Annotated in this window: 17 protein-coding genes; 4 read left to right on the top strand and 13 right to left on the bottom strand. The window is 69.6% G+C overall.

The window, feature by feature from the left end; all coding sequences use genetic code 11:
* The first annotated feature begins 156 nt into the window (after positions 1–156).
* The gene (locus MXD95_RS02885) at positions 157–2,202 is read left to right on the top strand and encodes an ABC transporter ATP-binding protein (RefSeq protein ID WP_250638977.1); all 2,046 of its coding nucleotides are present in this window, start codon (positions 157–159) and stop codon (positions 2,200–2,202) included.
* A gap of 110 nt (positions 2,203–2,312) precedes the next feature.
* Here the strand turns inward: MXD95_RS02885 and MXD95_RS02890 are convergent, their stop codons facing one another.
* Both MXD95_RS02890 and MXD95_RS02895 read right to left on the bottom strand, forming a co-directional pair.
* Entirely contained in the window at positions 2,313–3,440 is a 1,128-nt protein-coding gene (locus MXD95_RS02890; protein WP_250638934.1) for a lysylphosphatidylglycerol synthase transmembrane domain-containing protein, read from the bottom strand.
* Positions 3,437–4,777: a glycosyltransferase family 4 protein gene (locus MXD95_RS02895; protein WP_374121943.1), complete on the bottom strand. Its 1,341-nt coding sequence runs from the start codon at positions 4,775–4,777 to the stop codon at positions 3,437–3,439. Before MXD95_RS02895 ends, MXD95_RS02890 begins: the two co-directional genes overlap by 4 nt.
* Positions 4,778–5,383: 606 nt before the next feature.
* Here MXD95_RS02895 and MXD95_RS02900 point away from each other — a divergent pair.
* On the top strand, positions 5,384–6,043 hold the full coding sequence (locus MXD95_RS02900) for a TIGR03086 family metal-binding protein (RefSeq protein WP_250638935.1): 660 nt from the start codon (positions 5,384–5,386) through the stop codon (positions 6,041–6,043).
* Positions 6,044–6,138: 95 nt separating this feature from the next.
* On the opposite strand, the gene MXD95_RS02905 is transcribed toward MXD95_RS02900, so the two are convergent.
* Both MXD95_RS02905 and MXD95_RS02910 read right to left on the bottom strand, forming a co-directional pair.
* Complete coding sequence (locus MXD95_RS02905) at positions 6,139–7,284, bottom strand: PP2C family protein-serine/threonine phosphatase (RefSeq protein WP_250638936.1); 1,146 nt, start codon at positions 7,282–7,284, stop codon at positions 6,139–6,141.
* Positions 7,285–7,386: 102 nt separating this feature from the next.
* Entirely contained in the window at positions 7,387–8,946 is a 1,560-nt protein-coding gene (locus MXD95_RS02910; RefSeq protein ID WP_250638937.1) for an amidase, read from the bottom strand.
* Positions 8,947–9,405: 459 nt separating this feature from the next.
* On the opposite strand from MXD95_RS02910, the gene MXD95_RS02915 reads away from it, so the two are divergent.
* Positions 9,406–10,158: a hypothetical protein gene (locus MXD95_RS02915; protein ID WP_250638981.1), complete on the top strand. Its 753-nt coding sequence runs from the start codon at positions 9,406–9,408 to the stop codon at positions 10,156–10,158.
* A 118-nt stretch (positions 10,159–10,276) separates the two neighbouring features.
* On the top strand, positions 10,277–10,582 hold the full coding sequence (locus tag MXD95_RS02920) for a GlsB/YeaQ/YmgE family stress response membrane protein (RefSeq protein WP_250638979.1): 306 nt from the start codon (positions 10,277–10,279) through the stop codon (positions 10,580–10,582).
* Between the two features lie 410 nt (positions 10,583–10,992).
* On the opposite strand, the gene MXD95_RS02925 is transcribed toward MXD95_RS02920, so the two are convergent.
* From MXD95_RS02925 to MXD95_RS02965, 9 genes are all read right to left on the bottom strand, one after another.
* Positions 10,993–12,435, bottom strand: coding sequence for a mechanosensitive ion channel family protein (locus MXD95_RS02925; protein WP_250638938.1), 1,443 nt, complete (start codon positions 12,433–12,435; stop codon positions 10,993–10,995).
* Between the two features lie 116 nt (positions 12,436–12,551).
* Positions 12,552–13,661, bottom strand: coding sequence for an SCO2521 family protein (locus MXD95_RS02930; RefSeq protein ID WP_250638939.1), 1,110 nt, complete (start codon positions 13,659–13,661; stop codon positions 12,552–12,554).
* Positions 13,658–14,626 (bottom strand): SCO2522 family protein, encoded by a 969-nt coding sequence (locus MXD95_RS02935; protein ID WP_250638940.1) that lies wholly within the window; start codon positions 14,624–14,626, stop codon positions 13,658–13,660. Before MXD95_RS02935 ends, MXD95_RS02930 begins: the two co-directional genes overlap by 4 nt.
* A 26-nt stretch (positions 14,627–14,652) precedes the next feature.
* A complete protein-coding gene (locus MXD95_RS02940) occupies positions 14,653–15,597 on the bottom strand; it encodes a DUF6879 family protein (RefSeq protein ID WP_250638941.1) in 945 nt (314 codons plus the stop codon).
* 116 nt (positions 15,598–15,713) lie between these two features.
* Positions 15,714–16,616, bottom strand: coding sequence for an SCO2523 family variant P-loop protein (locus MXD95_RS02945; protein ID WP_250638942.1), 903 nt, complete (start codon positions 16,614–16,616; stop codon positions 15,714–15,716).
* Positions 16,613–18,505: an SCO2524 family protein gene (locus MXD95_RS02950; RefSeq protein WP_250638943.1), complete on the bottom strand. Its 1,893-nt coding sequence runs from the start codon at positions 18,503–18,505 to the stop codon at positions 16,613–16,615. The genes MXD95_RS02945 and MXD95_RS02950 overlap by 4 nt, the downstream gene beginning before the upstream one ends.
* 68 nt (positions 18,506–18,573) lie before the next feature.
* Positions 18,574–19,305: an SCO2525 family SAM-dependent methyltransferase gene (locus MXD95_RS02955; RefSeq protein ID WP_250638944.1), complete on the bottom strand. Its 732-nt coding sequence runs from the start codon at positions 19,303–19,305 to the stop codon at positions 18,574–18,576.
* A 265-nt stretch (positions 19,306–19,570) separates the two neighbouring features.
* Positions 19,571–20,188: a GNAT family N-acetyltransferase gene (locus MXD95_RS02960; RefSeq protein WP_250638945.1), complete on the bottom strand. Its 618-nt coding sequence runs from the start codon at positions 20,186–20,188 to the stop codon at positions 19,571–19,573.
* Positions 20,189–20,541: 353 nt separating this feature from the next.
* Positions 20,542–21,120 carry a GNAT family N-acetyltransferase gene (locus MXD95_RS02965; protein ID WP_250638946.1) on the bottom strand — a complete coding sequence of 193 codons (579 nt, stop codon included), beginning with the start codon at positions 21,118–21,120 and terminating at the stop codon, positions 20,542–20,544.
* Between the last annotated feature and the right edge of the window lie 86 nt (positions 21,121–21,206).

The following is a 21,206-nucleotide window of genomic DNA, read 5'->3' on the forward strand; positions in this document are numbered from 1 at the left end:
AAGGTAACCATGCGTCAGAGCTCACCCCCTGCGGCCGAGCCGCGATCGGCCGTTTAGCCTCTCCCCGTGAGTTCAGAGCCATCGACCCTTACGTCAGGGTCCATCCGGCGGGCGGATGGCACCCACGCGGCCGTCACCACCCGCCCGGCGGATGCCATCCCTGCGACCGGCCTCACCCACTCGGAGGGACGTGGGCGGCTCGCGCGCGCTACTCGGCTGCACGCCCGGGTGCTCGCCCGGCTGACCGGGGCGGACGAGGCGCGGCGGTCCGAGCGGTTCTTCGTCGACCAGGGCGCTGTCGTCACCGTGCTCGTCGCCCTGTCGGTGATCGGGTCGGTCGCGGTCGCCGCGGGACCCTTCGTCCTGCGCCACCTCGTGGACGTCTCGCTGCCCCGCGGCCATCTACGTGACCTTGCCGTGCCGATCGGGCTGCTCGGGGCGCTGCTGGTGTTCGAGTCCGCGGTGCTCGCGGCGCGGATGGCGCTGATCGCCCGGCTCGGCGGGGTCGTGTCGGTCCGCATCCGCCAGACCGTCAACACACATCTCCAGCGGCTGCCGTTCGCCTTCTTCCCGCGCAGCCAGCCGGGCGAGGTGATGACGGTGATGACCAACGACGTCCTGGCCGCCCAGAACGCGATCTCCGCGACCGTGCAGGCGGTGATCTGCCGGATGGCGGATATCGCCGTCGGCCTGGTCGTCGTGTTCGTGCTGGACTGGCGGCTCAGCCTCGCGGTCATGGTGTTCGCGCCGGCCACGCTGCTGATGGTCCGTTCGGGGCGGCGGCGCCTGGTCGAGCTGTCCCGCCACCAGCGGGAGCTCGACGGCCTGCTGATGGCCCGCCTGGCGGACACCGCGTCAGTCTCCGGCGCGCTGCACGTGCGGCTGTTCGACCGGGTCGACCACGAGCGGGAATGGTTCGACGCCGCTGGTGCCGAGCTGCTCGTCGCCGCCCGCGACCAGGCCCGGCTGACCTCCCGGGTTCGTTTTCTGGTCAACCTCGGCGTCGTGGCGACGATGACGGTGGTCGTGGCACTCGGCGCCTGGCTGGTGTCGTCCGGGCGCACCACGCTGGGCACGGTCGCGGCGCTTGGCGGGGCGCTGCTGGTGTCGTTCGGCCCGTTGTCCTCGGCGATCGACCTGCGCACCGAGCTCGCCGGCGCCGGTGCCGCGTTCCGGCGGATCTTCGCGCTGCTCGATGTGCCCGAGGACGAGATCCGCGCCCGGTTCGACCCGCCGGCCCGCCCCGGTTCGGCAGTTCATATTTCCTCGTTCCCGCACAAGGAGTCCCCGCACAGGGTGTCCCCGCACAAGGAGGAGCCGGGCCCAGGCCCGGCGGGGGAGCTGACGGGTGAGGCCGGCAGCGCGGGCGGAGTCGAGCTGGCGTTGGAGGATGTCTGGTTCGCCTACGACCAGGCCACCGGCGGGTCATCGCCCAGCCCTGGTCCGTCACGTGGGCCCGGCTCGGACGGTGGTGGGCTGACCGGAGCGGACTGGCCCGGCGGGGCGAGGGCCGCGGCTGAGGCGAGCTGGGATCTGCGCGGCGTGACGCTGCGGGTGGCGGCCGGGACGACGACGGCCGTGGTCGGTGCCAGCGGAGCGGGCAAGACGACGATCGCCTACCTGGCGAGCGGGATGCACCGGCCGCAGCGGGGAGCCGTCCGCCTCGACGGCGTGCCGCTCGACGAGATCCCACCGTCCCGCCTGCATGCGCAGATCGGCGTGGTCCCGCAGGACCCGCACCTGTTCCACGACACGATCGCCGCGAATCTGCGGTACGGACGGCTGGACGCCACCGATGACGAGTTGCTGGCCGCGCTCGACGCCGCGCATCTGTCCGCGCTGCTCGAACGGCTGCCGGATGGTCTCGAGACCCGGGTCGGTGCCCGCGGTTACCGGCTCTCCGGCGGGGAGCGCCAGCGGTTGGCCATCGCGCGGGTGCTGCTGCAGTCACCGCGGGTGCTGATCCTGGACGAGGCGACCTCCGCGCTCGACACGGTCTCCGAGGCGGCGGTGCGCGCCGCCCTGGACCGTCTCGCCGTCGGACGGACCTGCCTGGTCATCGCGCACCGGCTGTCGACGGTGATGCACGCCGACCAGATCTACGTCCTCGACCGTGGCCGCGTGGTGCAGCACGGCACCCACCACGACCTGCTCGCCGACGGCGGTGCCTATGCCCGGCTTTACCGTCCCACCATGGCCTGACCCTGCTCCGGGGCCCCCTGCTCCGGGCCCTGGCCTGGGGACTCCCAGCCGAGGGCAGGATGGGCCGCAATGGGCCGCGATGGGCTGCACGCGAGGGCGATCGCCGAAGCCTACAGATGCCCGCGGCGGACCATCACGGCGAGAATACAGGCCGAGGGCGCCATCGGAAGCCAGACGGTGATCAGACGGTAGCCGAGAACTGCGCCGATGGCGACAGAGGATGTCTGCCCAGCGGCGATGAGTGCCGCGACCAGGGCCGCATCCAGTGAGCCGAAGCCACCGGGGGACGGCACCAGCGCCGAGGCGGTGCTGGCGACGTAGTAGAGCGTGAACACCGCGCCGACTCCGAGTGGCAGGTGCAACGCGTGGACGATCGCCCACAGGGTGACCGCGTGGACGAGCGGGACCGCCGCTGACCCGCCCCACAGCAGCGCGGCGCGACCTGGCGAGCGGAGCGTGGTACCCACACCGCGCAGATGGCTGAGCAGAGCGGCCCGCAGCCGGACCGCCAGACGGCTTCCCGCCCCGGCCGCCCGCTGGCGTACGGCCGGCATCAACCAGCCGAGCAGCGTCGAGATCGCCACCGTCACGCCGATGACGACGAGGACGACTGTCACGCCCAGCAGCACAGCCGCGAGCACTGTCCCGCCGTCGGGCAGCCGGGCGGTTTCCACCGGCAGAAACCCGCCGGACAGCAGGACGCCCAGCACGGCCAGGTGGGTGGCCATGCCGGCGGTGGCGTCCAGGCTGACAGCCGTCAGGGACTCGGGCAGTGAGAAGCCGTGCCGGTGCAGGAACCGCAACTTGACCGCACCGACGCCGAACCCTGCCGGCAGCACGTGGTTGGCCACGCTGCCCGCCACCTGGGCGGCCAGCAGCCGCCGGACCGGCAGAGCACGGCAGACAGCGCCCTGCTGACAGGCCGCGCCGGCGAACCAGGTGAACTGGGCGATGACCGCCGCCCCCACCAGCCAGACCGGACGCGCGTTGGTCAGCGCCCCGACCCCACCCCGCACGGTCGCCCAGGACCGCACCATCCACCACGCCGCCACCACTGGCGCGACGCAGGCCAGCACCGGACGCAGCGCCCGCCACTGCCGGCGTACCCCGCGTACCCCGCGTACCCCGCGTACCCTGCGTGTCCTGGTCGTAGCCCCGGACCGGGCTGCGGCGGTGACGCCATCGGAGTGCCGGTCTGGTCGCGGCTCTGGCTCGGCAGTGGCCGCGGCGAGCGTCACCGGCCCTGGCCGGCGTCGACCGGGTCTGGCATGAACGTTCCCGTGAAGTCGTCAGCGTCGCTGAGGCCTTCGGGCGCGGCCTCCGCGTCGAGGTTGCCATCGGCGGTATGGCCATCGGCGGTATGGCTAGCCGCGGCGTGGCTGGCAGCTGAGTGGTCGGTAGCAGCGTCCTGGGTATCTGCGGCGGCGACGGACCCGCTGGCGGCGATGTCGGCCAGATGGTCGCCGACGGGCTGGCCAGCGAGCAGCCTCGCGAGGCGCCCGCTCAGCTGCTGCCAGCTCCATGCGGTGCGCATCCACTCTCGGCCGGCGAGGCCCATGCGGGCGGCGCGGTCGGGATCGTCGAGCAGGTCGACGACGGCGCGGGTCACCGCGTCGACCCTGCGTCCGTCGACGATCGTGCCGGTACGGCCGGGCAGGACGACGTCGGGGGCGCCGCCCTGGGCACCGGTGATCACCGGCAGGCCGCTGGCGGCGCCTTCCAGCGAGGACAGGCCGAGCCCTTCCAGGTCCAGACCGAGCCACCGGGTGCGTGACGGCATGGCGAACACGTTGGCGGCGTCGAGGTAGGCGGGCAGCGTCTCCTCGGATACCGCGCCGGTGAAGTGGACCTCGTCGGCCACTCCCGCCCGCCGGGCCAGCCGTCGCAGCCGGTCCTCGGCCGGACCATGGCCGACCAGCAGCAGCCTGGCTCCCGGGTGGCGTCGTCGCACGGTCGGCCAGCCGCGGATCAGCATGTCCTGGCCCTTGCGGGGCACCATCCGGGCCACGCAGATGACGACCGGGCGGTCCGACCAGCCAAGCGTCCGACGGATCTCGTCCCCGCCCGATCCCGGCCGGAACCGGTCGACGTCCACGCCGCCGGTGAGCCGTGCCAGGGCGGTGCCGTTCGGGGCGACCGAAGCCAGCCGGCGTCGGGTGAACGAGGTCAGATAGGTGAGCACGTCGGCGCGAGCGGCGCAGGCCCGCACCAGCGACCAGCCGACGGGAAGTCGCGACCAGGCGACCTCGTGCCCATGGCTGGACGACACCACATGGCGCACCCCCGCCTCGCGCAACAGCGGCGCGAGCAGCCCGAACGGCGTCGAGGTGGGAAACCAGGCGGCCTCGCACCCCTCGGAGCGGGCCAGGTCCCGCAGCACCCGCCGGGACCGCGGCGAGGTCAGCACCCTTTCGTCGACACGGACCACGGGGAACGGCAAGGTGCGGTCGAACTCGTCGGCACCCGGGGCCGTCGGCGCGACGACGATCACTCGGTCGGAGGGCAGTCCAGCGGTGAGATGACAGGCAAATGTCTGGATGCCGCCGAGCACCGGCGGGAACTTGTCCGCGACCACCAGGGTCCGCGGTATCTCGACGCCTCGCGACGCCTTGGGATGCAGGCGGCAGGCGTCGGCCTGTGTGACAGGTTGCGACGGCAGTCGGCGACCATCCATGAGGGGAGATGATGACAGGCGGCCGATGTGCGCCGGATGAGTGCCGCGCACCAGATGGTGAGTGCGGCGCACCGGATAGCGGCGAGCGCTGACAGTGTCGTGCTGTACCGGTGGGGTGTCGATGTTGTCGTTGCGCGGCCTGCGGCGCGCGGGTCGCGGGGTCGCGGTTAGGCGTGCGCCGGGCGGTTGGCCGGCATCGCGACGAGTTCGCGGGGTCTGCCTGGATGCCTCCGGCTTCTCAAAGCGAGGGGGTGGTGTCCGCAGGTTGGGTTCCCGTAGCTGGTGGGTAGGCAGGACTCGGATTGGGACGCCAGGGGCGGGGCGGCGCGCCCGGTGGAAGGGAGGCAGCCCCGGTGGCCCCTGGCGGGCCTCGCGGTTCCTGGCAGGTCCGGTGACTGTGGGGCGGTCCGGTGGCTGTGGGGTGGCTCAGGCGGAGCCAGAGGCCGCATCGGTGGGACGGGGGCGACCAGGTAGCGCCGAAACGACGTGGATGGATCGAGGGGTGACATGGCGCCGAAGGGGGCAGCGCTCATGGTGAGCAGCACGTTGAGTGTCACGGAACGTCGGGAATGGCTGGACTGGGCGATGGATGTCTTCGACATCCAGGTCCGCGCGGTGCCCGAAGATGCCTGGGACGCGCCGACTCCCTGTCGGGACTGGAACGTCCGCGCGCTGGTCAACCATCTCACCGTCGAGCATCTCTGGGTTCCGCCGCTGCTGGCCGGCCTGACCCGCGAGGACATCGGCCGACGGTTCGACGGCGACCAGCTCGGCGCCGACCCGGTCGCCCGGTGGAGCGCCACCGCGCGGCGCTCCCGCGCGGCCTGGAATCGGCCGGATGTCTGGTCGGCGAACCCGGTGCTCTCGTTCGGTCCCACCCCCGCGGACGAGTACGCCTTCCAGCTCACCGCCGACCTGCTTCTGCACGGCTGGGACCTGGCCCGTGCGGTCGACGAGGCCGGTCGCCTGCCTGGTGACAGCACGTCGGCCCGGACGGTCGGCAGCAACCGCGGACTCGTGCACTGGGTTCATGCCACCCTCGCCCGTCAGATCGACGCGTGGCGGGTCGTCGGCATCTTCGCCGAGCCGGTCACGGTACCCGCCTACGCCGACGAGTGGACCAGGTTGATCGCTCTGTCCGGACGCTCTCCGCACTGGCGCCCGTAGCGACTCCTGGCGGGTCTGGTCGCGCAGCCGCCGCGGCGGTCTGTCCAGCGTCGACCTCCCCGGCCCGGGAGTGGCCAGTCGCCAGTGACCTGTCGTCAGTCGGCGGCCGTGCGGGCGGCGGGCGCGGCAGCGCCGGGCGAGATCGACGAGACGGGGGGAAGTGGGAGAGAGGGGCGGCGTTCGGCGAGCAGGACGGCGAGGTCATCGTGCAGTTCGCCGCCAGCATGGATGTTCAGGGCAGCGGTGAGCCGGTCGAGGGCCTCCTCCTGGCCGCCGCCACGCAGCAGGCCGAGATGCTCGTCAAGGTCGAAGAACTGGCCGCGGGCGTCGCGGGCTTCGATCAGACCGTCGGTGAACAGCAGCAGGCGGTCACCGACCTCCCAGGACGCCTTCGTGACGGTGAACTGCTCCGCCAGGCCAAGGGGTGGGCTGGGGGAACGCAGCGTGAGGGTGTGGGCGCTTCCCGTCGGCGATATCAGTCGCGGTGGGTGATGGCCGGCGGAGCACATCCCGAGCCGGCCGTCGGGGTGAATGTCCAGCACAAGCGCGGTGACGAAGTCCTCGGGCCCCGCCTCGCGCAGTACCGAGCGGGCACACGCCGAGGCGACCTGCTCGGGGTCGAGCCAGGTGACCGCGGCTTCTCGGAAGGCGCCGAGCACCACCGAGGCGAGGCGCACCGCGGGTAATCCCTTGCCCCGGACATCCCCGATGATGACCCGGATGCCGTGCGCGGTGGGCACGACCTCGTAGAGATCCCCGCCGACGGATGCCTCCCGCGCGGCGGACAGGTAGCGGGCGGCGAAACCGGCGCCGTCCAGCCGGTCGGGCACCGCCGGCAACAGCGCCCGCTGCGCGACCTCGGCCACGGCCTGGACGCGATGCAGTTTGGAGCGCTGCCGCTCACGGCACACGCAGATACAGACGGCAATCGCTGCCTGGACGGCGATCAGGATGATCGCGGCGATGTGCTGCCCGGTGCCGAACCGGTCGTCCCACAGACCCGACAGAATCCCCAGCATCACCGTCACCGCACCGACGCCGGCGGTGATGAGCGGCGGACAGGCGGCGGCGAGGATCAGCGGCCCGAGGCCGAAATACCCGGCGAGCGCCACGTGGGAGAAGACGTCGGCGAGCAGGGCGCCGAGAAGCACGGCTCCACCGAGAACGACGAACGCGAGGTTATCGGCCCGCTCGCCCGGGGCAAGCAGAGCGCCAGGGGTGTCCGTCCGGACAGTTCGCATGGGTCATTGTCTCGAGACGACCAGGCGTTCGGCCATACACCCTGGCAGGACGTCTGGAAGGTCACCGTGATCTGACCATATGGTCACCTCTGGCGGAGGGGGTCAGCCGGCACGCGCCACCCGTTGCCCGGGATGAAAGCGCTGCCATTGTTCGCTGGCCTCGAGCTGCGCGGCCAGCGAGATCAGGTGTGATTCGGCGGTCGCCGGGCCCATGAGCTGGGCGCCCACCGGCAGGCCCGCGGGGGTGAATCCGGCCGGGACGTTCACCGCCGGCCAGCCGAGCACGTTCCACGGCCAGGCGAACGGGCAGGCGGCCACGATCGCCTGGTCGGTGGCCCAGTTCGTGTCGCGGTTGAGCTCGCCGACGCGCGGCGGTGGTGTCGCCGTGGTCGGGGCGAGCAGGATGTCCACCTTGCGGAAGATTCGGCCGATGTTGAGCCGGGCCAGCGGCTCGGCCGCACGGGCCAGCGGGAGCAGCGGGCGCAGGAGCCGGCCGGTGCGGGCGTTCGCGAGCGTGCGCGCGTCCAGCAGGGACGGGTCGGGCACCCGGCCGGACCAGTCGCGGATGCCGTCCATCGACCGCGGCAAGAAGATTGCGCCGAGAAGTCCGTAGGCCGGTTCGGCCGGGATGACCTCGTGTCCGAGCCGCGCGAGTGCCTCGGCGATCCGCTCCACCCCGGCCCTTACCGCCGGGTCGAGCCGTGCCGGCATCCCGCTGTATGGGCGGTGCAGCGACAGGCCGATCCGCAGCCGGGGCGGTGGGTGCCCGGCCGCGGCGAGGAACGTCTCCGGGGGTTCGGGTGGACGGTCCCGATCGATCGGCAGACTGCCGGACAGCGCGTCGAGCAGCAGCGCGCCGTCGGCGACCGTCCTGGTCAGTGGACCGAAAACGGTCAGCCCATTGAACTGCTCGCGGACCGGCGCACTGGAGATCCGTCCACGCCGGGGCTTGATGCCGACCAGATGGGTCCAGGCTGCCGGGATGCGCACCGAACCCGCGCCGTCCGAGCCGATCGCGCCCGGCACCAGCCCCGCCGCGACCGCCGCCGCCGCACCGCCGGACGATCCGCCTGGAGAATGGTCCAGATCCCACGGGTTGCGGGTCACTCCGAACGCCTGACCCTCGGTGAAGGGCCACTGGCCGAACTCGGGGGTGTTCGTCTTGCCGACAATGATCGCGCCCGCGGCCTTCAGCCGCCGCACCATCTCGCTGTCCCGGGCCACGGGTGCGAACTCACCCATCGCGCCGAATGCTGTCGGCAGCCCGGCGATGTCCGTGTCATCCTTGATCGCGATGGGGACGCCTAGCAGTGGTCGATGAGGTCGGTGGCCGGCCTGCGCCGCCGCCGCGAGTGCGCCGTCGGCGGCCGCGGCCTCCTCCAGCGCCTCGCGTGGCCGGATCCGGCGAAAGGCGTTCAGCGTCGACTGAGTTGCCTCGATCCGGCCGAGCGCCGCTTCCACCAGCTCCCGCGAGGTGACCTCGCCTCGTGCGAGGCGGGCAGCGAGTGCCGCCACGCCCTCCAGGCCATCGGAGCTGTGGGACGTCACACCATCAGGACCGGTGCCGGGCGGGCCGGCGCCGCGCGACCCCGTGTCGTGTGGGCCCGCGCGCTGGGCGTCAGCGTCGTCGGGGTTCATGAGGGCTCGTTGCACGTCGGACATCAGCCACCCCCTGCCAGCCGCTGCCTCGGCCATCGTGGGCTGCGGTCGGGCCTGCTCTCGAACCGTAACCGACGTCAGGCCGCCCGGACCGGACCCGGTACAGTACCTCGCCCATTGTCTATCGCGTGGCCGGATGTATGGGTTGGCGAGGAGTTTGCCACGGAGACGACTCGCATCGTGTCTGTATTGCACCGATATGTAGGTCTATGTCCGTGGGATCTGCGGCGTAGTGGTGCACCACCCCACCCACATCGTGTTATCAACATCGATGACGGGGTACCGCCGCCCGGAGAACGGACAGTGAACTCTTTCCGTGCCGCAAGCCAGGTTCGTCAAGCCGGGCGCCCGGGCGGGATGAATGGTGGGGCTCCGCACCAGACAAGGACGTCGAGGCCGAACAGTACGTCGATACCAGACAGCCCTCAGGACCAGGACGACCGAACGAGAGGAACCACGACGATGTCAGCGGACCCGAACCCGGCGGCGCCCGATCCCACGCTGATCGCCCCGCTGGACGGCTCGCGGCCCACGACCCCTCCGCTCCCTCCGCCGACACCGCCGACCGCCGCTTCGGTCGGTGTCCCGTCCACCGACAGCGCTCCCGAACCATCCTCGCCCGGACCTGGTGCACCTGTTCTCGGGGCAGCCGAGCCGGTGACAGAGCCCAAGGCTGGCGGCGACAAGGCTGGCGGCGACAAGGCTGCCAGCGACGAGGCTGCCAGCGACGAGCCCGCTCACGACGTGGCCGCCGAGGGCGAGACCGCGGATGTGACGGGTGACGAGGTGGGGGGTGGCGCGAACGGTCGTGACCGCGTGGCCTCCGGCACCGCGGAGGTGCGTCAGCGGGTGACCGGTGCGGCGCAGGCGCTCGCACCGCATCTGGGCGCGGCCGCGGGGCGCACCCGCGAGGCAGCGGGTAAGGTTGCCGGCACTGTACGCGACAAGGCTGCGGACAATACGCGGCTGGCTGCCGCCAGCGCCCGCACGATCGACGCTCGCGACCGAGCCCTCGGCACGGCACTTGAGCGTCTGGCGCAGCATCCGCAGGCCAGCGCCGCGGCGGAGAAGGCTGTGGCCACTAGTGGGAAGGCCGCCCGTTCCGCCGGACAGCGGGCGCGCGGCAACCCGCGGGCCACCGGTGGCGTGGTGGCGGGAGTCGTCGTGCTGTCCCTGATCAGACGAGCACGGCGGCGTAGGCGCAAGGCGGACTGACCGGACAGGCCCCTCATCCGGCGCCATCACCGGCCCTACCGCGGAAATCTGAAATAGAGTGTTTGTCGCCCGGGTCGCCGGGAATGAATGGACCAGTCGCCTCGGCAGGGAGAATGAAATGGTCACATTCATTGTCGTCATGATTCTGCTCGGACTGGTCGCCGGCGCTGTTGCGCGGGTGGTGCTTCCCGGGCCCGATCCGATCGGCATTCTCGGAACCATCATCGTCGGCGTCATCGGTTCTTTTGTCGGTGGCTTTCTCGGCTATGTTCTGTTCAACAAGGACGTGGGTGAGGGCGCTCTGCAGCCGGCCGGTATCATCGGTTCGATCATCGGCGCCATCATCGTGCTGCTGATCTGGCGGAACGTGGGCACCGGCCACAGCCGCTCGCGTGGCCGCAGCCGGCGCTACGCCCGCCGGTAACCGACCCGGCGTCGGTCACGGCGACACCGACAGGTGATCCCCGGGACTGCCGAGCTCTCCACGGCGGTCGCGAGTGGTCGTCGGTAGGAACCAGATCTGGTTCCTACCGGCTACCCCCGCGGCCGCCGTTGTCATGTCCGGTATGCGGTCAAAGCCGACCTGCCGTGACGAGATAATGTGCGTCGGTGACCGGCCGCGTCGAGTGCAGAACGGCGCCGTCATGATCCAGTCTCACGTCGAGGCCCGACGGTGGCTTCAGATCCTTCATCCTTTTCATCGAACTCTGGCTGGAATATGAAAGTTCTGGCGTGGATATGAAAGTCGCGCAATGACCCGCCGGCGCGTGGCGGACGCGCTGGAACCAGCCCGGCACACAACGCGGCGGGCCCGGGAGACGGCCACGTCGCGCATCAGCGAGTCTCGTCACCGTTGTCTGTTTCCGCGTCCTTGCCGGAGGCGTGATCATCCTCGCCGGAGGCGGCGTCACTGGCGGAGGCAGGGCCACACTCGGTGGTGGTTTCGCTGAAGTCCCGGGCCCGCTGGGCGGCGTCGGGGCTGTCGCCCGAGAACAGCCGGGCATCATCGGGTGACGGAGCGGCGTCAGGGGAGCGGTCGAGAGTGCCGATCCCGGCGGGACGGCCGCCGTGCGCGTCGTCGTGGCCCGCGTTGTGATCGTGACGGTCGTGATGGTCGTGAGCGGGGCGGCTGCTGGCGCCGCGATGTGTACCGTTATCACCAAGGCGTTGGTCAGGGGCAGGGGTGAACGTGCCCGATCCGACCCCGTCATGCGCGTACTCGTCGGAGCCGAATCCGGCCTTGGCGAACAGGCGAGCGGCAGCATCGAACTCGACCCGGGTACGCGGCAGGGCGCCGGGATGGTGGCGCTGCAGCCACAGGACGAGTGCCTCCCGCACGTGGCAGCGCAGGTCGAAGGTGGTCGGGCCGTCCTTGCCGCTGACCAGGACACGGATGCGGATGTTGTCGCCGACGGCGTCGGTCACCTGCAGCACGGACACCCGCCGGTCCCACAGGTCGGTGGCTTCCAGGACGCGGTGCATCTCGGCGCGCATCTCGTCGATCGGGACCTCCCAGTCCAGGTCCAGCTCGACCGCGCCGAGCACGGCGGACTCCTTGCGGGTCCAGTTCTGGAACGGGGTGGTGGTGAAGTACGTGGATGGGAGGATCATGCGGCGGTCATCCCAGATGTGCACGACGACGTAGGTCAGCGTGATCTCCTCGATCCGGCCCCATTCCTCCTCGACGACGACCACGTCGTCCACCCGCATCGCGTCGGTGAAGGCGATCTGCAGTCCGGCGAAAACGTTGGCGAGCGACGTCTGGGCGGCGAGGCCCGCGACGATCCCGACGACGCCGGCGCTGGCGAAGATGCTGGCCCCGGCGACCCGCACGCTGGGGATCGTCATGAGCATGGACGCGGCGGCGATGACCGCGATGACGGCGACGGTGATCCGGCGCAGCAGGCTGACCTGGGTGCGCACCCGGCGAGCATGCCGGTTGTCGACGACGTCGACCCGGTAGCGGGCGAGCGCCAGTTCCTCGAACACGAACGCGAGCACGGTGACGCACCAGCCGATCGCGGCGATCAGCAGGATGCCGCAGAGCCGGGACGCCGAGGCCGTCCAGTCCTGCTCATGGGTGGCGCCAAGGCTGATCTGGATGGCGATGAGCACCAGGGTGAACCGGATCGGCCGCCGGGCTCGGTGGGCCAGGTCGGCGACGATCTCCGAGCGCCGGCCGATCCGCCGCGCACACCAGTGCAGCAGCACCGAGGCGCCCAGGGCAATGATCACCGCCCCGGCCACCACGGTCAGGACCGCGATCGTGGACTGCATGTTAGAAAACGACATATCGGGCGCGGCGCTGACACGCACAGGCGGGCTCCTCGTCCGTCAGGGACAGTTCCCGGTCTCCCTGCCCGTGATCGAGCGCGCCAAAGAAGTGAGGCGTGTCATAGTTCCTCGGCCGGCCCGGCTCGGCGTGCCTGCCCGCCGTCCGCGGTCAGCGCCCGCAGAATCGACAGGTCCAGCTCGTTGCGAATCCGGGCGACGATGCTGGCCCACTGCCGGGAGAACCCGGGCCGCCCCTCCAACGCCGACCACACCCACGAAAGCTCCGGCTCCGCGTGCGCCCCCGGCATCCACAGGTGCAGGAGCTGTTCGATCGCGGGCCCGATCCGCTCGATCCGGCCGTTGCGCGCCGGCGCCTCGTCCAGGTTGTCGACGAGGCGCTGCAGCACTGTCAACAGCCAGTCATGGACGGCGACGTCCTCACAGAGGGTCATCAGCTCCGCCGCGCCACCGCCATCGAACTCCGCCAGATCGAGACCTTTCTGGACCTGTGTGGCGAGATCGGTCTCGGCACCGTCCAGTTCACGTCCGGTTCCGTGCAGGTCGGCACGCAGGAGCAAGGTACGGACGCCGTCGACGTCGACGGAGAACCGCGGCGGCGCTGGCGTGGACGGCCCACCGCCGGAGCCGGCGGCAGCGACGACGAAGCGGAGTCTGGTGCGGGTGGTGCGTAGTGGGCTCGCACCGTCGAGCAGGAGAGACGTCTGCACCCGGTCGAGCAGCCGGTTCGCGACGGCACCCAGGTCGAGGACGTCGGGCCGGTGCGGGGCGAGGAAGCCGGCCGCCAGATCGTCGCCGCCACCCGGTCCCAAAGCCTCGATGATTCCCTGCCGGGCAAGATAGGCCGACCAGTTCTGCCGTCGGGGCGCGGTGGCCGGGAGCACGAGCGCTCGGCTGGAGGCCTGCGCGATCCGGCCGCCCGTGACCACGGCCCGGCTCACGATGGTCCCGACGCCCTCCACCCGCCGACCGGAGCCGGAGGGCAGCCGGCAATGCACCCCCTCGACGACGTCTGTGGAGACGCCTCGGGCCAGCGGCCGTGAGGTCAGCCGCACCGTGGCCGCGGGCGCCAGCTCCAGCAGCTCCTCGACCGTCTCCACACCCACCGCGCGGGAGTGCCGCAGCAACGCCGTACGGACCTCACCCAGCAGCACCGGCCAGGGGCCGGCCGTCGGCGCGGTCCGCCGGGTGGAGTGCCTGGGGGCGGTCATGGACCGAGCAGTACGTAGGAGATGCGGTCGATGATCTCCATGGGGAGAGTGATTCCCTCCCTGGCCGCGCGGCGAACCGCCTGCCGTACCGCGGTGGGGTCGGCCGCCACCTGGCTCAGGATCGTCCGCACCGCGTTCTCCACGGGCAGGAAACGGGCATCCATCACCGACAGGGTGCGGTAGGCGCAGAACGGCGGCGGGGTGCGTGAGACCATCAGGACGGCGGGCAGCGCGGCCCAGTCGTCCGGCAGATTGTCCAGGTCGACGCTCTCGGCGGCCAGAACGCCGCGGCCGCGGCGGCGCAGCACGCCCAGCCGGGCAAGCTGCCAGACCGCGGCCAGATAGGCGCACGACCACTGGCGCTTGCCCTCCGGGCCGTTCCACAGCTCCACGTCGAGGAAGACGGAGTGCTGGTACCCCGCGTTCTCGACGGGCGGAGTCCAGACGATCTGCCCGCCCATGGCCTGGCGGGTGCCGACCGCCGGTGAGCGTTGGCCATTGGTCAGCCAACCGGTCTCGGTGACCGGTGGCCGGGACCCGTCGGCGCCGAACGGTGGGTCGGCCACCAGCAGGCCCTCGACCAGCTCGGCGAGCGAGCCGCTCGGTGCCTGGACCAGGCCGGACTCGCGGGCCAGGTAGTCGATGGGAACACCTGCTCGCATGGCGGCCGCCAACAGCTCGGGCAGGACGGCCGCTGGTGACGGCCGCGCGGTCGGGTCGGTGTATCCGGAATAGTCGTCCAGCAGCAGGCAGGTGCTCACCCGCTGTCGTCGGTCTGTTGGCAGACCGGCAACTGATGCAAGCCGGGGACGATCCGCCCAGGGCGCGATGCGGGCGAAGAAGCCGTCGAGATCCGTCGGACCGAGGTCCTCCAGATACAGATGACCGAGCTCGACCGAGACCTGCGCGAACGGGACCCCGCTCGTGTGCTCAGCAGCCGACGACTCCGTGTAGATAGCGTCCATCGCCCCAGTCCGTGTTGTGCTGAGGCTCAGCTGGCTGCCGCGCTGTTCGGGTCGCCAGGCTCGAGCGGGGTGCTGCCGTTCCAGATCACCTCGAACAGATCCCGGCGTTCCTGCAGGATCGCCGGATTGAAGCGCAGATTGGTCCGAGCAATTGTCATCGCCTGGATTCCATCCATATCGATCTCATAACTGACGTCGTGGTCGAACAGGATGAAGTCCTTGAACGTCGCCGCCCAGTCCTCGACCTGGTGGAACGACGGCGTGCTCAATACCACCTTTGTCCGCACCTCGATGCCGGCGGCGTGCTGCTTCTCACAGGTCCGGATGAAATCCTCGTTCGCGAGGATCGCCGGGTCGGTGAGGATGAACACCCGCTGCACCAGCACGCCGCGCCGGACCGCCGCACGTTGTCCCTGGAGGTAGGCCCGGCCCAGCTCGCTTTTCCAGAACCCGTCCTCGAACTTCCCCTCGCCGCCGTCGGTCCAGGTGGTACTGGTCGCGAGGATGCTGGACTGGGAGGCCTCGGTCAGCGCAAGAAGCCAGTTCCGATCCTCGCCGTCGCAGGACGCCACGGCGGAATTCCTGCCATCCACTGCCGTCAGTCCCTGCATCAGCTGGATGAGGTTGCGGATCTCCGCACCGACCAGCTGGCGCAGTATGGGGGTGGGCGGGGCGCAGATCACAGCATTGTCGATCAGATCACGGACGGGCCAGTTCTCGCTGCTATCCAGCGGCGAGTTCTCGATCTGCTCGCGCAGCTGGGTACTTCTGTTGACCTCCACGATCGTCCGTGCCGTATCGCGCACACCACTCTCTACCTCGTGTAGAAACTCCACGATCAGGACCGCCCCACCGATGAACACCGCCAGTGTCAGATTGGTCACCGTGGAGCCGTGAACCCATTTCGTCAGCACGTAACCGGCCGCACCGCTCGCCAGAGCGAATGCGATTCGCTGCAACAGAGACCGCATCGGGCTCTCTCCCCCCGTGTCACGGAGACATCCCTTTAGGTCATCCTATCTCTCGTTGACTTTTGGATCCCCTATTTTTCTGGGATTCCGGCGACAACGCTCGTTCAGGGACTCCCTCAGTGGCTCGTCCGGGTCAGATGGAGGGCTACGTCATCGAACGCCTGTCCGGTCTCGGGATTCGCGATCTGGGTACTGTCGATGTCCAGGTCGCGAATGATCTGTTCGCGCCACTGCAGCACCGGGTCCCACGGGATGACGCCGGCGACCATGCTGCGTCCGAGGCCGCGCTGCGCCGCCAGCTTCAGCAGCTCCTCATGGCACTGGTGCAGCCAGGAGGCCTGCGTTGGGCGCAGCAGGCCGAGCTGCGGCGAGTCGGGCTCCTGCACCGCGGTCCGCACGAACCGGATGGAATCCTCCATCTGTTCTCGGGTGTAGCCGAGCCGCTCGCCGTTCTGCACGATGCCGCGTTCACCGAAGACGAGTCCATGCGCGGCGAGAATGTGTTGCCGGGTCCACCGGTGAAAAACCAGCCAGCGCACGGGTGTACCCGCTCCTATTGTTGCAGTGGCGCCCTGCACGATGTCGGCGGCGTAGGATCGGCCGGCGCTGAGATCAACGAGGATGACATCGAACTCCTCGGTCAGCCGGGCCAACAGCACTTGACAGCGCTCGATCATCTGCGGCTGGACCTGGAACTCGCCGCCGCCCTCGTCCCCGGCCACCAGGACCAGCCGGCCAGCTCCCGGCGGCCGCTCTTTCTTCAACCAACTGGACTCCCGCCAGATGTCGATCCGCGCCGGCTCGGCGACGTCTCCGAGCAGGTAGGAATGCGCCCCGGCACCCGTCTTGACCCCGCGACCTGCGGCTTCGATGCCGAACACGGCGCCGGCGGTGGGTGAGCCAAAGTCGAAATCGAGGTAGCAGACGTCGTCGCCCTGCAGAGCACGTCGGTAGGCCAGATTCGAGGTCGTGACGGATCGCCCCGTCCCGCCCTTGTCCGACGTCGCCAACACGATCACGACCGGACCGTCCCGTGCTGGCTATCGCGCGAGAGCTCGAGCTCCGCGAGCCGTTTCAGCACGTTGAACAGCAGTGCCTGGGCCGTTCCCGGCCGAGACTCCACCATGGCACGGGCCTGCCGAATCCGGATACCTACCGCCTCGAGCTCGCGCCGCACCGCGGAGCCTCCGTTGAGCGCTCCGTTCAGGAGCTGCTGGTGGTAGAGATGATCGGCCTCGCCATACAGCGCATAGGCGTCGTCGATGCTCCGGCCCGAGACGACTGGCGGTCGGTCGATGACCGACACAGCCATCGTCAGGCACTCCATCACCCGCTCGGTGTAGTACCAGGATGGTTCGAGATCTCCTGATTTCAGACTCCTGAAGGTGCGGCTGGGGTCATCCCACAGTCCGACACCGGGGCCATCGACGATGACCCGTCCCGCGACGTGTTCCCAGATCTCGTCAACGAGGTCGAGCAGCCGTTTGCGCAGTTTGGCGCCGTCGGCGAGGGAGGCCAGGCGCAGCGCACGCTTGAGCAGCGAGGTCGAGAAGTCGGCGACCGGCCAGACGACTGGCGACTCCTCGTTGGCTGTCTCGGTCAGCCGGATGCGCAGGCCGGGAACATGCATGGCCAGGGCGGCCTCCCCAGGGCCGGTGCGGCGGGTGACCCGGCTGCGGATCGCCAGCTCGGCCAGCACGTCGGCAATCCGGTCCATCTCGGGGTCACCACTGTTCCGTGCCGCCAGACTTTCGATCATCAAGCCGGCCACCTGCAAGGTGTAATAGTGGTCGTTGACCGGCAGCTCCCCCTGGGAACGATAGGTCGGCTGCCAGGGGATGTCCGCCAGTGCCGAGCGAGTCCGGCCGAAGGCGGCGAGTGTGGCCCAGTACTGGCGGGCCAGCTCGTACCGCTGTCGAAGGCTTTGGACGAGCGTCTGTTGAATATTGGAGAGCACATCCGAGACTGTTGTCGTCGGAGAGAAAAGGTCGGCGATGCCTTCCATGGCGGTGAGGGTGAAATACAGGTTTGGTCGGGCGATCGCCCGACCATCTGGCTGACTTTTCTCCGTCCTGTCCGGCTTTTCGGGGTCGACCGTTCCATCGAGTTCGACCGCAGCCGCGCCAGCCACGATCCCCCAGGACCAGCCGCATTCAAATAGATGGTTCTCGTTTTCCAGGGATTCCAGGCCAGCGGTGCCGATCTCCGCTGATTTCAGATTGACCCGCACCTGCGCCAGGGATTCGTGCAGGCGTTCGATGAGTTCTTCCTCGTCGAGCCCGTCCTGGCTGACCAAACGTAGTAGAACCTGTCCTGCCGGAGAACCTGGCGCGAAGGCGTTCACGGTGAAACTGCGCAGCAGACCCACCATAGCCGCAGTCAACCGCCTGCTGGCCGCCAGCTCGATCAGCCCGATCTTCTGTCGCAACGAGGCCCGGATCCGGCCGGACCCCCGGTACTCCTTGATGAAGGTCAGTGCGGACAGGCACAACGTGACCGACATGGACATCGAGTCGACGATGTCGACCCGCAGTTGCTCGTCGGTGAGCTTGTCGCCCTCCTCCGCAGCCTGCAGGTAGGACCCACCGTGGAAGAACGGCACCCCGTCCTCGTCGCTGTAGCGAGCCATGAAATCACTGACGGCGTTCAGGAGCCGCTCCGGCGTCTCGAACGGTTCGCCCATCGCCTCGAGCGCCGCGACCACGTCTTTCGCCATCACGTCCGGAGTTTCGAGCCGGAGGTGCTCGCCGGCGGCGGTCGCCGGATAGAGCAGGCAGACCAGCTGCTCCGCATCGCCGGTCGAGTTCGGCTCGGCCCGGCCCCCGAAATTCCATTGTCCGTCGGCAAACGAATACTGTGTGGCGGCCCGCCACAGGTTAAGGATCTCTTTTCGTGGCTGGATGTCCATCTGATGCTCCTCCGCCCCCGCCGGGCAGCTCCCGTCCGCCGATCAGCTCCGCCTGGTCGGCGCCATCTCTAGTCCGGATCGCCTGTTCGGCCCACGGCGACCATCATCCCCGTGTAGCCCGCCCGCAGGTGGTTGCTGTTGATCCGGTCGATCTTTATGTCGTAGGCGTCGCGTTCCGTCAAAGCCAGGTGGACATCGTCAACTCCGATCGGCACGGCCGGATAGGGGTGACCGTTCACCTCGTATCCCTCGGAATTCTCCATATATGCCATCGCGAAAGGCGCGCCGGGGCGAAGAGCATTGAGAAAACTGTGCACAGCTCGTTTGAACTCGTTGTGGTCGGTGGACAGCGAACAGGCGACGAAGAACATCGTGCCGATCTCCCACTGCGCTCGCGGTAGATCGAACACATTGCCCTGCCGTATCTGAGAGATCTTTGCCAGTCGGTCGCGAGGACTGTCGACCTCCCGCCAGGGCGCGGCCCGCACGAGTTCGTCCCAGTAGACGTCCCACGCGGGACCATATTTCTTCACCTCCTTTTCCAACCAGGCGATGTTCCGCGCAGAGTGATCTACCAGGGTGAGCTGGTCGCACCACGGCAGGAGGGCCAGGGCCGGATAGAGATTTGAGCCGGTGCCGACGTCGACTCCCCGCAGCCGCCCTGGTGGCACCGCCTTCGCGAAGTAGTCCCGGACGGTGCGTAGGATAAAACGGTCATCGTAGCGCAGTTCGTCGTAGTTGTGTTTAAAATAGGACTCGGGATCAAAATCATCCCACCGGGCGTCTGAGTTCTTTTTCATTGCCGCTCCCTGTCCACCGCAGGCGATGAGTTGCTTGGCATGGTCGTCCGGCCACTGCCTTCGCTCACGGCTGGCGCGCGTGGGCGGCTGTGCGATGGGTGGATGAACGTCCGAGGGTCGACTGGTGCGGCCCGGCTCCGGCCGACGGCGAGGGGCGCTCGGAGCGGTTGGCCTAGGTGCGGACAGCTCGAGGGCAGTCCGCGGGCGGCACTGGGTGGCGCACAGTCTCCCGGGCGGGGAAAAGCCCCGGCGCGGCGAGGGTGGATCAGCCTCGCGTGGACGCGGCGTCGGCTCGGTCCGGCGAGGGGCCGACGGCAGCAGGACGAACCTCCCCATCCGAGCGGGCCTGCGCCTGCAGCGTGCGGGTCAATTTCTTGCTCAGCGTGCAGGACATCAGCATCCGGTCCTGGCCACGACCGAAGTAGCCGGGGAGATCCTTCTGCCACTGAAAGTCGAGGCTCTGGTAGAGCTCGACCGCCGCCGTGTTCGCCGGGCGGACAACCAGCTGGACCGTTCGGATGCCCGCGCCGAACAGCTTGGTGAGGGCCGCGCAGGCCAGACGCCGGCCGATGTGCCGCCCCTGGTACTTCGGATGGACTCCCAGTCCCTGGAACCAGGCCACGTCCGACATGCGTGATGTCATGGTCAGGGCATAGCCGCAGAGCTTCCCGTCGAGGCGCGCCAGTAGGATCTCGTCCCGGTGGGCATCGACGACCTGGCGCAGGACGAAGTACGGGTACGCGAGCGACCCGAAAATCGTCGCGTCGAGCTCGCGCAGGGCGTCGAGGTCGTCGTCGTCCCTGAACGGGCCCACCTCGAGCCGCGACACCACTGTGAATCCCTCCAGCACCGCCGAGATGATCTCGGCTTCCCCGCCGGCCATCGAGCTCGCTGGGCGCGGGCGGGCGGCCGGGCCAGGCGACGGGTTGCGCGCACCAGCTCCAAGTCTGGCGAAAGCCCTGACGCCGTCCCCCGTGGGGACGTACACTACCGCGCTCGACTCGAGTCGCGGGGCAGGCCGGCCCGAAGAGATGCCTCTCGGGTGGCGCGGGTGAGATCACAGTTTCATCATGCGACGAAACATGTCTCCGCGATGGCCATCAGTCGCTTTTTGCTTACAGAATGATGTGATTGTCGGATGCCGGTGGTTCTGGGTGAGTGCCGGACTGATCCGATGGCGGCGCACCTGGCGTGTGCGGTTTTCCACAGCAGGGCGACGGTGGACGTCGGGTCCTGTTAGGCGCCGGTCGGTAGGAAGCGGTACATGACGTAGAGGTCGACGTCGCCGAGCCAGGGGTGGCGGTAGGCGGCGGGCAGCGTGCCCACCAGGCGGAAGGCCAGGGAGCGCCACAGGGCGACGAGCTTGGGGTTCACCGAGAGGACGGCGTTGAGCTGCATCGCTCGGTAGCCGAGGTCGGACGCGTAGTCGATCATCTGCTCGGCGGCCAGGCGGCTCGTGCTCTCCCAGTGTCCGCTGGGACCGCTGGGAGCCACGCCGCGCACCCGGCTGCGCGCGGGCGGGCCGCCATGATCGATCCATTGTGGGTGGACCAGCAGCGTGGCCTGCACGACGTGGTCGCCGAGCCCGGGCAGGCTGGGCACCAGCTGGGCCGTGGCGACCACGGTGAGCCGGCCGTTGCCATCCTCATGCTCCATGACGAGGATGTCGGCCGGTGGCGGCAGCATCCAGGCGCCGCGGGCGGTCTGCTCGTCGGTGTCCGGGGGCCAGGGGCAGGTCTCGCCCTCGATGACGACGGCACGCCAGACAGGCCAGATCGCGCCCCAGTCCGCCATGGACGCCCGCCGTGTCCGCACCTGTCCGATCCTGCCCGTCGATCTCACCGCCTGGGCGACCGAGTGACGGCGAAGCCCGCGGCGCCGCGCGCGTCCACCGGATCGCC

Origin of the sequence: Frankia sp. AiPa1 (genome assembly GCF_023243075.1) — a bacterium.
Classification (GTDB): domain Bacteria; phylum Actinomycetota; class Actinomycetes; order Frankiales; family Frankiaceae; genus Frankia.